Origin of the sequence: Lachnoclostridium sp. An196 (assembly GCF_002160135.1) — a bacterium.
In the GTDB taxonomy this organism is placed as follows: Bacteria; Bacillota; Clostridia; order Lachnospirales; family Lachnospiraceae; genus Hominiventricola; species Hominiventricola avistercoris.
Genome location: NZ_NFJZ01000009.1, coordinates 146,548 through 160,149, shown reverse-complemented (window position 1 = coordinate 160,149; position 13,602 = coordinate 146,548). Strand labels below are relative to the sequence as shown.

The window sequence follows — 13,602 nt, the reverse complement described above, 5'->3', positions numbered from 1 at the left end:
TTTACCAAAACTCTTTCTCATTGTCAAGAACTTTTTTATTTTTTCTTGAACCGTTTTGGCTTCTTTGCTTACCCCTTTCGGAGTCAGCTCGATTATAATACCACTGCTTTTCAGGATTGTCAACAACATTTTTCAACTTTTTTTGTTTTTCTTTTTTATCCGACAGCAGAAATTAAAATCCTTCTTTTTTGCGCTGTTTTCTCAACTGATATCGGCGCTTTCCGCCTTCCCATTCCATCTCCTGCTCTGCGGTTTCCCTGATCAGCCCTGGCACTTCCAGTGCGTTTCCTTCCTGATCGATGGCCACTTCCACAAGATAAGCTGTATTGATCAACCGGCGCTGTCCTTTCAGCGACTCTGCGTAAGTGTCTACCCGCACCTCCATAGAGGTGCGGCCCGTATAAGTAATTCTTCCAATCAACACTACCATATCATTTAAGTATGCCGCCGTCTTGAAATTCAACTGGTCTACGCATGCAGTCGTTATCTCACACTCAGAATGTCTCTTTGCCACAACGCCGGCCAGCTCGTCTATCCACTCCATTAACTGCCCGCCGAACAGCCTGCCATATCCGTTGATATGACGGTTCATAATCAGATACGTCTGCTCTGTCCTGGACTCCGACACTTTTTTCACTCTTTCCATGATCATTCTCCCTTCTTTTTTTGTTTTGCATGCTCTTAAGGCTCCGGAGCAGGTATTCTTTTCCGAAATGAATAATTATCCTTCTGCTTCCGCATCTACCGTGAACCAGAATTCCACACCATTTTCATAATTCACCACGCCATATTTCTGATGCATAGATTCCATGATTGCTTTTACAATAGACAATCCTACGCCACTGCCGCCGTATTCCCTGGTCCTTGCCTTGTCCACTTTATAAAACTTATCCCAGATCCGCTCCACATCCTGCTCCGGGATAGGCTTTCCGGTATTGAACACGCCGACGCGCACTTGTTTTTTCTGTTTTTCAATCGTTACCTTGATCACATTTTCTCCTTCTACATGATTCAGGGCATTGCTTACATAATTGGTCACTACTTCTTCCAGTTTGTATTCATTGGACCATACATAGACGGGTTCTCCCACATCAAACACAAGCCGGACATTTTTCTGTTCAAACAGAATCTTTGTGGACTGAAGCATATTGTGGATCATACCTGTCAAGTCAAACCGTTCCATCTCTACCACTTCATTGCCAAACTCCAGTTCATTCAGCGTGAGCAGATTTTTGACCATCGTATTCATCTTCCCCGCCTCGTCAATGATCACGTCACAGTAAAATTCCCTGCTTTCCGGATCGTCATTGACGCATGCCTGAAGACCTTCCGCATACCCCTGAATCAAAGCAATCGGCGTCTTCAGCTCATGAGACACATTGGACAAAAACTCCCGGCGCATCTCGTCGTTTTTCTCCCGCTGTTCGATATCCCGCTGCAGTTCATTGTTCGCCGTCTTCAGTTCTGAAATGGTTTTTTCCAGTTTTTCTGAAAGCTGGTTCATATGATGCCCCAGGAAATCCACCTCTGCGTCTTTTCCTCCGCTGTATTTCACATTAAAATCCAGGTTGCTCATACGTTCCGACAACTTTGCCAGTTCCAGAATGGGTCCCGCCAGCTTGCCCGACAGAATCCATATAATGACCGCCCCTATAACCAGAGCCGTCAGACCTACCTGCGCGAAAAACCGGTTGGCAAGTTCCACGCTCTCCCTGATCGGCTCCAGAGCAGTTCTCGCCACAAGTGTTTCTCCCCCCTGTAAAAAACCGATGATCTCCAGATATTCTATATCAGTAAAATAATCAGCGCTCACATGAATCGAAAAATTCTGCGTCTCCTGCATGACAATGTCGTTGGAAGTATTATCCTGGGCAAACAGATACATATACAGCCGTCGCTGCAGCACGCCCGAATCCCGGACCGTACTGAGGATACCCTGCCCATCGCTTCCCATAACATAAAGACTGATATTATTAGTCTCACAAAGATTACTGAGTTCCTGCACAAAGTCATCAGCTTCCAGGTTGCCGCCGCCTGACGCATCATTCAAATAATCAAAAGCCTCCACAAGCACCTTCTCTTTATTGTTCATATAATAGCGCTGCAGGAAGAAATGATTGAGCAGCCAGCAGGCCGCCAGCGCAGCAAGCAGGATTACCGTAAATATAATCGTCATTCTGGTACGAATCGAATGTTTTCTGGTTTTTTTCACTCTTTATCACCTGTCCCAATATTCTGCTTTTTCTCAGTTATTACAAAAGGCGGAGCTCCGATGTGCTCCGCCTTCTATTATAACTCTGTTCCCGTTTTTTTTAAAGCTTCTCAATCTTAACCGCGCATACTTTATATTCCGGTATTCTTGCGTATTTATCCAGCGCGGCATTCGTCAGCCAGTTCGCGTTTCCATCCGGGAAATGGAATGGCATCCAGCTCTCTCCCGGAGAAGTTTTTGTTCCCACACGGGCAGTCGTCTCAATACTTCCTCTTCTGGAAGACACACGAACTTTTTCTCCGTTGCTGATATGAAGTCTCTCCGCGTCTTCTTCATTCATCTCGATGAAAGATTTCCCTTCAATCTCCATCAGCTCCGGCGTTCTTCCCGTCATGGCTCTGGTTGTATAATGATACAATATACGCCCCGTCATCAGGATAATCGGATATTCATCATCCGGAAGTTCCGCGGACGGTACATATTCTGCGGGATAAAACCATCCCAGCCCGCGGGTGAATTTGCCCACATGAAGGATCGGCGTGCCCGGATGATCTTTCGAAGTACATGGCCATTGCAGTCCTCTTCCGCCCACTTCTTCACTGTCCAGCCGCTCATGGCTGATGCCGGCAAAACTCGGAGTCACGGAGGCGATCTCGTCCATAATCTGCGCTGAAGTCAGATGCGGCTGGGGATAACCCATACGGTTCATCAGGTCGATAATAATATCTGTATCCAGTCTCATGTCTCCGTCCACGCTCACGGCCTTGCGGACCCTCTGGACACGGCGTTCCGTATTGGTGAATGTCCCTTCTTTCTCCGCATAACTCATACCCGGCAATATTACGTCCGCGTATTTTGCGGTCTCAGTCATGAACAATTCCTGAACCACAAAGAAATCCAGGCTTTCCAGTGCTTTGATCACATGCGAAGTATCCGGGTCGGTAACTACGGGATCTTCCCCATAGATATAAAGTCCTTTGATCTCCCCTTTGATTGCTTTCGGGAAAACATCGGTCGCATGCGTACCCACTTCATGATTCAGCGGCACGCCCCATGCCTTTTCAAATTTCTCCACTACCCCCGGGGTATTGATCTTCTGATAGCCCGGAAAATCTGTGGGAACCGCGCCCATATCACAGGCTCCCTGCACATTATTCTGTCCCCTCAGGGGGTTGACGCCGCATCCCGGACGCCCCAGTTTGCCCACCAGCAAAGCCATATTGGACATGGACATAACGCCCTCTGTACCGGTAGAATGCTCCGTAACACCAAGGCAATAAATAATCGGCGCGCGGTCCGCTTTCGCGTACATGATCGCGGCACGGCGCAGGTCTTCCGGATCAATATGGCAGATCCCGGCCACACGCTCCGGCGTATATTCTTTTACGATATCGCGGATCTTTTCGTATCCTTCCGTCCGCTCTTCGATGAATTTCTGGTCCTGAAGCCCTTCTTCGATGATCACATGCATAATGCCGTTGGCAAATGCCACGTTGGTTCCAGGTCTCAGCTTCAGATGAATGTCCGCCTTCTTTGCCAGATCAATGTCACGCGGATCTACTACGATCAGTTTGCAGCCGCGGTTCACCGCCTGACGGATCTGCATACCGATCACCGGATGTGCTTCTTCCGGGTTGGATCCGATCAGCATGATCAGATCTGCGTTGCGGGTAATGTCTTCGATCGGGTTGGTCATGGCGCCGGAACCCAGCGTCATATAAAGTCCCGCCACAGACGCGGAATGGCATACGCGGGCGCAGTTATCCGTGTTATTCGTTCCAAAGCAGGTACGTACCATCTTCTGCACCATATAGATGTCTTCATTCGGAGAACGGGAACATGCGAATCCGGCCAGTGAGTCCGGGCCGTATTTTTTCTTGATCTCCATGAATTTGGAGGCCACCAGATCCAGCGCCTCATCCCAGGTGGCGCGCTCAAATTCACCGGTCTCCTTATTCTTAATCAGTGGATATTTCAGACGGTCCGGAGAATTGACAAAATCAAAGCTTCCGCTCCGTCCTTTTACGCAGAGCAATCCCTTATTGGGCGCTCCGTTATACGCTTCCGTATCTACGATCTTGCCGTCCTTGACCACCAGATAGAACTGGCAGCCCGTTCCGCAGTGAGGACATGTCGTCAGCACTTTTTTCTCTACCTGCCAGGAACGGTATTTCTTTCTGCGCTTCATGGAAAGAGCGCCTGTAGGACATGCCTGCACACAGTTTCCGCAGGATTCGCAGATGCCCTGATCCCATTTATTCTTATAATGGGCGCCGATTACAGACTCAAATCCACGGTTCATCGTATCGATAGCTCCGCGTCCTACGATCTCTTTACAGGTATTTACGCATCTGTGACAGAGAATACACAGACTTGGATCATAAGTAAAAAATTTATTGGAGTCGTCCACCGGCATATCTTTCATCTCTCCCGGATAACTGGTCTTTTCCACTCCATATTCAAAGCAGTATTCCTGAAGCTTGCAGTCTCCGTTGGCCTCACAGGAGAAACAGTGAACCCGGTGGTCTGAAAGCAGAAGGTCCAGCGTATCCTTCCGGTATGCCACCACCTTCTCCGACATGGTCTGTACTTCATCTCCCTCCGAGCAGCGAAGCGTACATGCCGTATCAAATTTAGTCCTTCCGTTGTTGGCCACTTCAACCACACAGAGGCGGCAGGATCCGTCCGGCAGTACGTCTTTCAGATAACACAGAGTAGGAATCTTCACTCCGATCTGTTCCGCCGCCTGCAGGATCGTCGTACCCTCTTTCACCTCTGCCGGGATGCCGTCTATGGTCAAATGAATCATATCATCTACCCTCCTCTATTCCACATAAACCGCGCCAAATGCGCAGTTATCCATACATGCGCCGCATTTGATGCACTTGGATGCATCGATCACATGCGGTTCTTTCCGATTGCCGGTAATCGCTCCCGCCGGACAGTTACGCGCACATTTTGTGCAGCCTTTGCATTTCTCGGGATCGATCGCGTATACTCGCATAGCCTTGCAGACATGAGCAGCGCATTTCTTTTCCACGATATGTTCCATATACTCATCCCGGAAATTCTCGATGGTGCTGAGCACCGGAAGCGGCGCGCTCTTGCCCAGTCCGCAGAGAGAACGGTCTTTGACAAAATGCGCCAGATGCTCCAGCTTTTCCAGATCCTCCGGCTCTCCTCTGCCATCCACAATCTTCTCCAGGATCTCCAGCATACGTTTGGTGCCGATACGGCATGGACCGCATTTGCCGCAGGATTCTCTCTGAGTAAAGCTCATGAAGAACCGCGCCACTTCCACCATACAGGTATTCTCATCCATTACCACCAGGCCGCCGGAACCGACGATTGCCCCGTATTTTTTCACCGAGTCGAAATCCAGAGGCACATCCAGATGCTTTTCCGTCAGGCAGCCGCCTGAAGGTCCGCCGATCTGTACCGCTTTAAACTTAGCGCCGGATTTCAATCCGCCGCCGATGTCGAAGATAATCTCCCGAAGCGTCGTACCCATAGGCACTTCAATCAGACCGGTATTCTCAATACTTCCGGTCAGAGAAAAGGTCTTCGTTCCCGGAGAGCCTTCCGTTCCGATGGTCCGATACCAGTCCGCTCCCTTTAAAATAATCTCCGGTACATTGGCATAGGTCTCCACATTATTCAGAACCGTAGGCTTTGCCCAAAGTCCCTGCTCTACTGTCCGCGGAGGCTTCACTCTGGGCATGCCTCTGTTGCCTTCAATAGACGCCGTAAGCGCGCTGCCTTCACCGCATACAAACGCGCCCGCGCCCCTGTTGATATGTAAGCGGAAACTGAAATCCGTTCCCAGAATATGGTCTCCCAGAAGCCCCTGCTCCTCCAGTACCCCGATCGCATGTCTGAGGCGCGCCACAGAATTGGGATACTCCGCGCGCACATAGATGTAACCGTTCTGAGCCTGTACCGCATAGGCGGCCAGAATCATGCCTTCGATCATCCGGTAAGGATCTCCTTCCATGACCGAACCGTCCATGAACGCGCCCGGATCTCCCTCATCGCCGTTGCATACCACATACCGGGTCGTCTCTTTCTGACGCGCCACCTGGATCCATTTCCGGCCGGCCGGAAATCCGCCGCCGCCTCTTCCCCGAAGTCCGGACTTATCCACTTCCGCGATGACCTGATCCGGATTCATCTCGAACATGGCTTTCTCCAAAGCGCGGAATCCGCCGCTGGCAATATATTCTTCCAGGGATTCCGCGTCGTATTTTCCGCAGTTTTTCAGAACAATGCGGGTCTGCTTCGCGATAAACGGAATATCTTCCGGACGTTTGCAGTGCAGTCCGCCTTTCTGGTACAGCAGCCGTTCTATGATCTCATCTCCCAGCACGCTCTTTTCAAAAATCTCCCGGCAGTCATCCGGCTGTACCTTCGTGTACTGGATAGTCTCGCCGCCTTTTTGTATCCGGACCAGCGGACCCAGCTCGCAGATTCCCTGACATCCGGTCTTTTTTACACCCAGATGCGCTTTCTCATCATGGGGAGCGAACTCCAGCGTTACGCCCGGAGCATCTTTGGTAATCTCCAGAAATTTTTCATAGATCTTCTCGGAACCCGTGGCGATACATCCGGTTCCTGAACAGACTAAAATCCTGCAGGCATAAGAGTCCAGCACTTTTTCCGCATTCTCTCTTGCCTGTTTCAGCGCGTTTCTATCCTGAATCATGCTCCGGCACCCCCTCTCAGCTGGTCGATCAAGTCTCTTGCTTTCTCCGGCGTCATCCTCGGATGAACTTCATCGTTCACCATCAGTGTCGGCGCCAGTCCGCAGGCGCCCAGGCAGGATACCGTCTCCACGGTAAACATCATATCGTCCGTGGTCTTTTTCTCCCTGCTCAGTCCGAGCTTCTCATATAATGCTTCCAGCACCGGCATGGATTTCCGCACATGACAGGCTGTACCGTCGCATACCTTTATCACGTATTTCCCCTTCGGATCAAACGAGAAATTCTCATAGAATGTGGCAACACTGCATGCCTTTGCCTCTGTAACCCCGATTTTTCCTGCAACATATGTCAGCAGTTCACCTGGAAGATAGCGATACTCCCCCTGTATTGCCTGCATAATCGGGATCAGGGACGCCGGCTCCCCGCCGTACTGGTCGATGATCTCATCCGCTTTGGCATAATAGGACTGATCGAGCATACCCTCTTACCTCCTCTGTCTGTTTTTTATTGAAATATTCTACAATCATCATTATAGATTGCTTTATCTTCAAAAACAATCTGTTTTTATTTCCTTTATTATCCTTATTTTAGATAATATTTTCTTCCCGCAGACGCGTGTAATCTTCTTCACAATTCACGTTAGAAAAACAGGCTTCCGGAGCCTTGCTGCAAAAAATATCATAGCCCGTATGATTGATAAATGCGAATACGGATCCCCTTCCGCGGATCACTTCTTTCCTCATGGCATCCGCCAGACTTTTTTCATAGACACCGATCAGCGGTTCTTCCTTTCCCCCGTGGGACAGGATCGTCACGGCTTCCCGGTTTCCGGCCGACTGTTCCATCAACTGCCTCAATTCGGCAGCCGGGACCAATGGGATGTCCACTCCCAGCACCAGCACTTTATCATGGACGGCGCGCCGCAGGCATGCCTCCAGTCCGCCCAGGGGGCCTCTTCCCTCCAACCGGTCTCTTATCACCGGGACCGGACAGTCCTCCCCACGGTAACCGGATACCAGGATATCCCGGATCCCCAGTTCTGTCCCCTTCCTGATCTGGACATTGAGAAATGTATCCATGCCCAGGAGAAGGTCTGACTTATCCCGTCCCATCCGGCTGCTCTTTCCGCCCGCAAGCACGATCATCGAAAATTCCATACCGATATATTCTCCTTTTGACACCTGAAAACAGGAATTGTATAATGCAGAAAAAGCAGGAGGAAAAGACATGCGCATACAAGAACCGCTATCCAGAGCACCTCTCACACAGAGGCGCGAATATACCTATATTGGCCGTGACGGCATCTGCCGTACGGAGCAGGAACAGGTACTGTGTGAACTCCATATGAAGGTACAGGTTTCCCATGCATATTCTTTTTCCGTCGTATGCATTCCGGAATATCTGCCTGAACTGATACTCGGAAGACTGCTCACCAGCGGCCTGATCTCATCCGCAGACGATGTGGAAGAGATCAGGATCGACAGCAGCCTGAAAACTGCCGACGCCATACTAAAAGAACCGCTCCCTGCCGTCAATGCACCTGAACCGCCGGCGCCTATCCCCTGGTCCCCGTCTCAGATCTTCTCTCTGGCAGACCGTTTTTCCGGCGGTATGCCGCTGCACAGTCAGACCTTTGCCACGCACAGCTGTTTTCTCGCCCGGGAAGACCGGCTCCTTTTCCAATGCGAGGATATCGGCCGTCATAATGCCGTCGATAAAGCAGTCGGCTATGCGCTGCGCCGCGGGATCCCGCTTGGATCATGTATTCTCTACTCCAGCGGCAGGGCTCCCGCAGACATGGTCCTGAAAGCGATCCGGGCAGGCATTCCTGTGTTTGCCAGCAAGGCTTCCCCCACTGCAGAAGCCATCAGTCTGGCCCGGCAGTACCATCTGACCCTGATCTGCGCGGCAAGGCGGGACCGGATGAAGCTGTTCGCGGGCGCTCCATGGACATCGCATCCATAAGAAACGCCGCGATCTCCTCCGGAGCATTCAGATTCAGAAGCGGCGCGTCTATGTCCGGAAGCTCCTCCGGCAGAAGATCTGTAGCCACTGCCCAAAGCCCTTCCCTGCATACACTTTTTCCGGAATTTCCCCTGCGGATCACTTCGATCTTCGGATAGAAGGAATCCTTGAATCCTTCCAGCAGAATCAGATCCGCCTCGGGGAATAAGTTCATCAATTCCTCCTCTGACGTCTGCTTCTGTCTCTTCACAACCATATATTTTTCACCGGAAAAAACAGCCGTTCCATATGCTCCTGCCTGGAAATGGCGGTAACTGTCCGTCCCCGGCACGTCTGCCTCAAAATCGTGGCCGTCATGCTTGATCACTGCCGTCCTGATGCCATGCCTTGCAAGGATCGGAAGCACACGAGTGATCAGAGTCGTCTTTCCGGAATTTTTGATGCCGCTGACTGCGAACACGTATGAAGTTCCTTTTTCTCCCATCATTTTTCCTCGTCACAGAAGGATAGCCTCCGCGGGGGCTCCTTCTTTCAGTTCCGGATCTCCCGGCCGCATGTCGATCAGACAGTTGCAGCCGATCATGGATGCCAACACTCCATTGGAATGAAGTCCTTTCGGAAGATGAAACATTCCGTTCTCCCAATATGCCCGGATCAGCCTGCGCCCTTTGCTGGGCTTGGGAAAGGTATCCGCCATGATCCCTTTCACCCGCACCAGACGGACAGAGTCGTCCCTCTTCATCTTCTGGATAGCCGGTCTCACCAGAAGCTCCACAATCGCCGCGACTCCGAACGGATTGCCGGACAGGCTTAAAACCGGTACTCCCTGGTACACGGAAAACAGCGTCGGCATCCCCGGCTTTACTTTCACCTTCCAGAATACACGTTCGGCTCCGGCCATCTTCAGCGCTTCGTGCATGATATCCTTTTTCCCCACAGAGACGGCTCCTGTCGTCAGGATCAGATCGGCTTTCTGTGCCGCCTCCCGCAGTGTATCCGCCATCGCTTCCGGACGGTCCTCCACCCATCTTACCAGCGAAGGCCGCACTCCCAGTTCCGTCAGACGTCCCGTCAGAAGCATCCTGTTGCTGTCATAAATCTTTCCCGGCAGAAGCGGATCCCCCGGCGTCACCACTTCATCCCCGGTGGTCAGGATCACCACCCTCGGAAGGCGGTAGACCGGAACTGTCCCGCGTCCCATGCCTGCCAGGACGCCCATCTCTACAAAGCCGATCCGGCTTCCCTTTTTCATCAGCACGCTCCCGGCTTTAAAATCCTCCCCCCTGAAGCAGTAATTACCCCATTCTTTTTCCGGCCTGAAGATACGGACCACCTCTTCCCCATAATCCGTGTCCTCCTGCCGCACGCAGCAGTCGCAGCCCGCCGGCACCGGCGCGCCGGTCATGATCCGCACTGCCTCTCCTTTCCGGACCTCCCGGTCCGTATAGGCTCCGGCATATACTTCTTCTACCACTTTCAGGCGGACCGGACGTTCTTCAGAAGCGCCCGCTATATCCACACTCCGGCAGGCATAGCCGTCTATGGGAGAACGGTCAAACGGAGGATTGTCAAATTCCGACCTCATATCTTCCGCCAGGATGCGTCCCAGCGCGTCTTCTACCTCTATCTCTTCCGTCTCATCGATCGCTTTTATCCTCTCCAGGATCAGCTCTGTAGCCTGCTCCACTGATACTGTGTCCATCTCTTATGCCTCCTGCGGTTCAAATTTATAGCCCATTCCCCAGATTGTCTTGATCATATCACCTTTTTCGCCCAGCTTATTGCGGAGTTTCTTCACATGGGTGTCTATAGTCCTGGCGTCTCCGAAGTAATCATAGTTCCACACATTATTGAGGATCTTTTCCCTGGACAGGGCGATCCCCTGATTCTCCATAAAATATGCCAGCAGTTCAAATTCTTTATAGCTCAGCTCTATATTTTTGCCGTCAATCGTCACCTGGTGCGCGGATCTGTTCAGATCGATTCCCCCTGCCGACAAGATGTCTTCGCTCATCATCGGATTGGATCTTCGCAGGATCGCTTCTACGCGCGCGACCAGAATCTTCGGACTGAACGGTTTTGAAATATATTCATCAACCCCCAGCTCAAACCCCTGCAGCTCGTCTCTCTCGTCTCCCTTTGCTGTCAACATAATAATAGGCACTTTAGAATAGTTCCTTATTTCCTTGCAGACCTGCCATCCATCCATTTTCGGCATCATCACGTCCAGCAGGATCAGGGCAATATCTTTTTCCTGGAAGAAAACATCCAGCGCTTCCTCTCCGTCTCCTGCTTCCAATACTTCAAAATTCTCTTTCACAAGAAAATCCTTGACCAGCTTGCGCATACGGCTTTCATCATCTACTACCAGTACTTTAAGCTTTTCCATATTTTCGGCCCCTTTCTTTTTTCTTTATTGTATCAGCGCTCTATGTACATTTTGTGAATCCTGCGCCCGCAGGATTTACTTGAAAACTTTTCTGTTTTCCTATATTATTTTCCTATATTATTTTGGAAAACACAAGGAGAACCTTATGAAAAAGAGAAAAACTGTTCTCATGCTGCTCCTGGCAGCCGCAACATTTTCTGCTTCGCTGTCCGGATGCGGGGCAGACACCGGATCCGGCGAAACCGCAGAGTCCTCCCCGGATGCGTCAGACGGCTCTGTCGAGCTGGAACCATTTACGCCTCCGGTCACCTTTGAGGCTGTTTCTGCAGACGGTGAAACTGTCACTTCCGATATATTCGCCGATTCCCGGCTGACCATGGTCAATGTGTGGGCCACTTACTGTAACCCCTGTCTGATGGAAATGCCTTACCTGGGTGAGCTGGCAGCCGAATACTCCCCGGAAGATTTCCAGATCATCGGAATCATCAGCGATGTGATGGAAGGCGATGAAGACACGCTCCAGACTGCCCTCTCTCTGATCAGCGAGACCGGTGCGGATACCTATACGCACCTGCTCCTGAATGAATCCTTATATACGGCCATGCTGACCGATGTAACCGCCGTACCCACCACTTTTTTCGTGGACTCTGAAGGCAGGATCCTGGATACGGTTCTCGGTTCCAAAGAGAAAGACGCCTGGAAGGAGCTCATCGATGTTTACCTGGAAGAATAATATAAAAATACCCGGGCGCATCCCGGGATGGACCGCCGGGGTTCTGACCGGCATCCTGTTTCTTGCAGCCGGCGCAGTCCACGGCGAATTTACAGTTATTTTCCGGAAAGCAGTCATGATCTGTCTGGAATGCATCGGGATCGGGTAAAACTATGAAACGGATAAGATTTACTGTACAACTTCTTTATACAATTATCACCAATGGCTATGCCTATGGTTTCCTGAGCGGAAAGATCTATCGGGGAAACCTGAAATATGTCTGTGTTCCCGGCCTGAACTGTTATTCCTGTCCTGGCGCTCTGGCTTCCTGTCCCATCGGCGCGCTGCAGGCGCTCCTTAACCGTCAGGGATATGAGATTCCTTTCGCGGTACTGGGATTTCTCTTTGTATTCGGCAGTCTGCTGGGACGTTTTGTCTGCGGCTGGCTTTGTCCGTTCGGGCTTGTGCAGGATCTCCTGCACAAGATTCCTCTGTTCCGCAAAAGAAAACGGCTTCCTTTCCACCATATTCTGAAATATGGAAAGTACGCCGTTCTTCTTCTGCTGGTATGTATCGGATCCTGGTTCCTCTTTGGCGGCAGTTTCGCAAAGATACCTGCTTTCTGCAAATATCTCTGTCCGTCAGGCACCTTTTTCGGAGCCTTGCCTCTGCTCGCTGCCAATGAAAGCCTTCGAGGCCAGATCGGCCCGCTGTTTTTCTGGAAACTGGGTATCCTGGTCGGTATTCTATGTTTATCCATCAAAGTATATCGCCCGTTCTGCCAGTATCTCTGCCCTCTGGGCGCTGTCTACGGATGGTTCAACCGTTTCAGCCTGGTGCAGATACGCTGGGAAAAGGAAAAATGCATCTCCTGCATGTCCTGCCAGCGGGCCTGTCCTCTGGATCTGAAGCCGGAAGAAATCTCCGTCTCCCCCGAATGCATCCGATGCGGAGCCTGCCGCGCGGCCTGCCCCGCGTCCTGCATCCATTTTGGAAAGCATCAGTAATTGATGCCGGTAATCGCCAATCCGTCCGCGGTCATACTGAAAGTAATGCTTCCGCTGACTCCTTCCGTCATCATGGTAAATCCTGCCATGCTGGCGGAGAGCGCGGTCACATCCGTTCCTTCCACCGCTTCCTGAAGTTCCGGCGTGATCACCGTGTCTGCTCCCAGCGCCAGAAAATCTTCTCTCGTTTCCACGACGCCGTTCTCAGAAACGCCCACATATACCGGGAAAGACGTCAGATCAGCCAATGCTTCCAGATCCTGAGCAGCCACTGCCTCTTTGATCTTTTCCGCAAATGCTTCCACTTCTTCCTGATCCACATCGAAATTGTCCAGTCCTCCCGAAGTCTGTCCCTCTTCTGCCGGGGCGCTGTCCTCCGCATCACTTTCCTGCTCCGCAGGCGTTTCTGCTGTCTCTCCCGATACTGCGGCTTCCTCTTCTTCCGGTGCCGCAGTTTCCGTCTCATCCTGCGCTGTGGCTTCCGTCTCATCCTGCTCTGTATTTTTCGACATATCTATAGTTTCTACGGTAGTTGCCATGTTCGCCTGGCCTCCGCACGCCGTCAGGCAGAACGCCGTCAGTATTCCCGCCAAAACAAGTCTCATCTTTTTCAT

Annotated in this window: 14 protein-coding genes; 4 read left to right on the top strand and 10 right to left on the bottom strand. The window is 51.3% G+C overall.

Going from position 1 to position 13,602, the window contains the following annotated elements; translation table 11 throughout:
- Positions 1-172: 172 nt before the first annotated feature.
- The 6 genes from B5F29_RS11800 to mobA form a co-directional block, all read right to left on the bottom strand.
- A complete protein-coding gene (locus tag B5F29_RS11800; protein WP_087154828.1) occupies positions 173-646 on the bottom strand; it encodes an acyl-CoA thioesterase in 474 nt (157 codons plus the stop codon).
- Positions 647-721: 75 nt separating this feature from the next.
- Positions 722-2,212, bottom strand: coding sequence for a HAMP domain-containing sensor histidine kinase (locus B5F29_RS11795; RefSeq protein ID WP_330397602.1), 1,491 nt, complete (start codon positions 2,210-2,212; stop codon positions 722-724).
- Positions 2,213-2,312: 100 nt separating this feature from the next.
- Positions 2,313-5,021 carry a formate dehydrogenase subunit alpha gene (fdhF, locus tag B5F29_RS11790; RefSeq protein WP_087154827.1) on the bottom strand — a complete coding sequence of 903 codons (2,709 nt, stop codon included), beginning with the start codon at positions 5,019-5,021 and terminating at the stop codon, positions 2,313-2,315.
- Between the two features lie 15 nt (positions 5,022-5,036).
- The gene (locus tag B5F29_RS11785) at positions 5,037-6,914 is read right to left on the bottom strand and encodes an NADH-ubiquinone oxidoreductase-F iron-sulfur binding region domain-containing protein (protein ID WP_087154826.1); all 1,878 of its coding nucleotides are present in this window, start codon (positions 6,912-6,914) and stop codon (positions 5,037-5,039) included.
- A complete protein-coding gene (locus tag B5F29_RS11780; RefSeq protein ID WP_087154825.1) occupies positions 6,911-7,393 on the bottom strand; it encodes a complex I 24 kDa subunit family protein in 483 nt (160 codons plus the stop codon). The genes B5F29_RS11785 and B5F29_RS11780 overlap by 4 nt, the downstream gene beginning before the upstream one ends.
- A 109-nt stretch (positions 7,394-7,502) precedes the next feature.
- Positions 7,503-8,072 carry a molybdenum cofactor guanylyltransferase gene (mobA, locus tag B5F29_RS11775; RefSeq protein WP_162608416.1) on the bottom strand — a complete coding sequence of 190 codons (570 nt, stop codon included), beginning with the start codon at positions 8,070-8,072 and terminating at the stop codon, positions 7,503-7,505.
- Between the two features lie 70 nt (positions 8,073-8,142).
- Between mobA and B5F29_RS11770 the strand changes: the two genes are divergently transcribed.
- Entirely contained in the window at positions 8,143-8,880 is a 738-nt protein-coding gene (locus B5F29_RS11770) for a formate dehydrogenase accessory sulfurtransferase FdhD (protein ID WP_242955654.1), read from the top strand.
- Here B5F29_RS11770 and mobB read toward each other — a convergent pair.
- Genes mobB through B5F29_RS11755 form a run of 3 tightly spaced genes read right to left on the bottom strand, consistent with a single transcriptional unit; the run spans position 8,783 to position 11,269 of the window.
- Entirely contained in the window at positions 8,783-9,364 is a 582-nt protein-coding gene (gene mobB, locus B5F29_RS11765; protein ID WP_087154823.1) for a molybdopterin-guanine dinucleotide biosynthesis protein B, read from the bottom strand. The two genes, B5F29_RS11770 and mobB, sit on opposite strands and share 98 nt — an antisense overlap.
- A gap of 12 nt (positions 9,365-9,376) precedes the next feature.
- Positions 9,377-10,582 (bottom strand): molybdopterin molybdotransferase MoeA, encoded by a 1,206-nt coding sequence (locus tag B5F29_RS11760; RefSeq protein ID WP_087154822.1) that lies wholly within the window; start codon positions 10,580-10,582, stop codon positions 9,377-9,379.
- 3 nt (positions 10,583-10,585) lie between these two features.
- Entirely contained in the window at positions 10,586-11,269 is a 684-nt protein-coding gene (locus B5F29_RS11755) for a response regulator transcription factor (protein ID WP_087154821.1), read from the bottom strand.
- A gap of 145 nt (positions 11,270-11,414) precedes the next feature.
- Here B5F29_RS11755 and B5F29_RS11750 point away from each other — a divergent pair, with 145 nt between their 5' ends.
- Genes B5F29_RS11750 through B5F29_RS11745 form a run of 3 tightly spaced genes read left to right on the top strand, consistent with a single transcriptional unit; the run spans position 11,415 to position 12,988 of the window.
- A complete protein-coding gene (locus B5F29_RS11750; protein WP_087154836.1) occupies positions 11,415-12,002 on the top strand; it encodes a TlpA family protein disulfide reductase in 588 nt (195 codons plus the stop codon).
- On the top strand, positions 11,983-12,150 hold the full coding sequence (locus tag B5F29_RS16565; protein ID WP_164488379.1) for a CD1871A family CXXC motif-containing protein: 168 nt from the start codon (positions 11,983-11,985) through the stop codon (positions 12,148-12,150). The genes B5F29_RS11750 and B5F29_RS16565 overlap by 20 nt, the downstream gene beginning before the upstream one ends.
- 4 nt (positions 12,151-12,154) lie before the next feature.
- Positions 12,155-12,988, top strand: coding sequence for a 4Fe-4S binding protein (locus tag B5F29_RS11745; protein WP_087154820.1), 834 nt, complete (start codon positions 12,155-12,157; stop codon positions 12,986-12,988).
- On the opposite strand, the gene B5F29_RS11740 is transcribed toward B5F29_RS11745, so the two are convergent.
- Entirely contained in the window at positions 12,982-13,602 is a 621-nt protein-coding gene (locus B5F29_RS11740) for a hypothetical protein (protein ID WP_087154819.1), read from the bottom strand. The genes B5F29_RS11745 and B5F29_RS11740 overlap by 7 nt on opposite strands.

Bases quoted from the DNA above. Each gene is read 5' to 3' on its own strand.
- B5F29_RS11800 (WP_087154828.1), bottom strand. From the start codon at position 646: ATGGAAAGAGTGAAAAAAGTGTCGGAGTCCAGGACAGAGCAGACGTAT.
- fdhF (WP_087154827.1), bottom strand. From the start codon at position 5,021: ATGATTCATTTGACCATAGACGGCATCCCGGCAGAGGTGAAAGAGGGT.
- B5F29_RS11785 (WP_087154826.1), bottom strand. From the start codon at position 6,914: ATGATTCAGGATAGAAACGCGCTGAAACAGGCAAGAGAGAATGCGGAA.
- B5F29_RS11780 (WP_087154825.1), bottom strand. From the start codon at position 7,393: ATGCTCGATCAGTCCTATTATGCCAAAGCGGATGAGATCATCGACCAG.
- mobA (WP_162608416.1), bottom strand. From the start codon at position 8,072: ATGGAATTTTCGATGATCGTGCTTGCGGGCGGAAAGAGCAGCCGGATG.
- B5F29_RS11770 (WP_242955654.1), top strand. From the start codon at position 8,143: ATGCGCATACAAGAACCGCTATCCAGAGCACCTCTCACACAGAGGCGC.
- mobB (WP_087154823.1), bottom strand. From the start codon at position 9,364: ATGGGAGAAAAAGGAACTTCATACGTGTTCGCAGTCAGCGGCATCAAA.
- B5F29_RS11760 (WP_087154822.1), bottom strand. From the start codon at position 10,582: ATGGACACAGTATCAGTGGAGCAGGCTACAGAGCTGATCCTGGAGAGG.
- B5F29_RS11755 (WP_087154821.1), bottom strand. From the start codon at position 11,269: ATGGAAAAGCTTAAAGTACTGGTAGTAGATGATGAAAGCCGTATGCGC.
- B5F29_RS11750 (WP_087154836.1), top strand. From the start codon at position 11,415: ATGAAAAAGAGAAAAACTGTTCTCATGCTGCTCCTGGCAGCCGCAACA.
- B5F29_RS16565 (WP_164488379.1), top strand. From the start codon at position 11,983: ATGTTTACCTGGAAGAATAATATAAAAATACCCGGGCGCATCCCGGGA.
- B5F29_RS11745 (WP_087154820.1), top strand. From the start codon at position 12,155: ATGAAACGGATAAGATTTACTGTACAACTTCTTTATACAATTATCACC.
- B5F29_RS11740 (WP_087154819.1), bottom strand. From the start codon at position 13,602: ATGAAAAAGATGAGACTTGTTTTGGCGGGAATACTGACGGCGTTCTGC.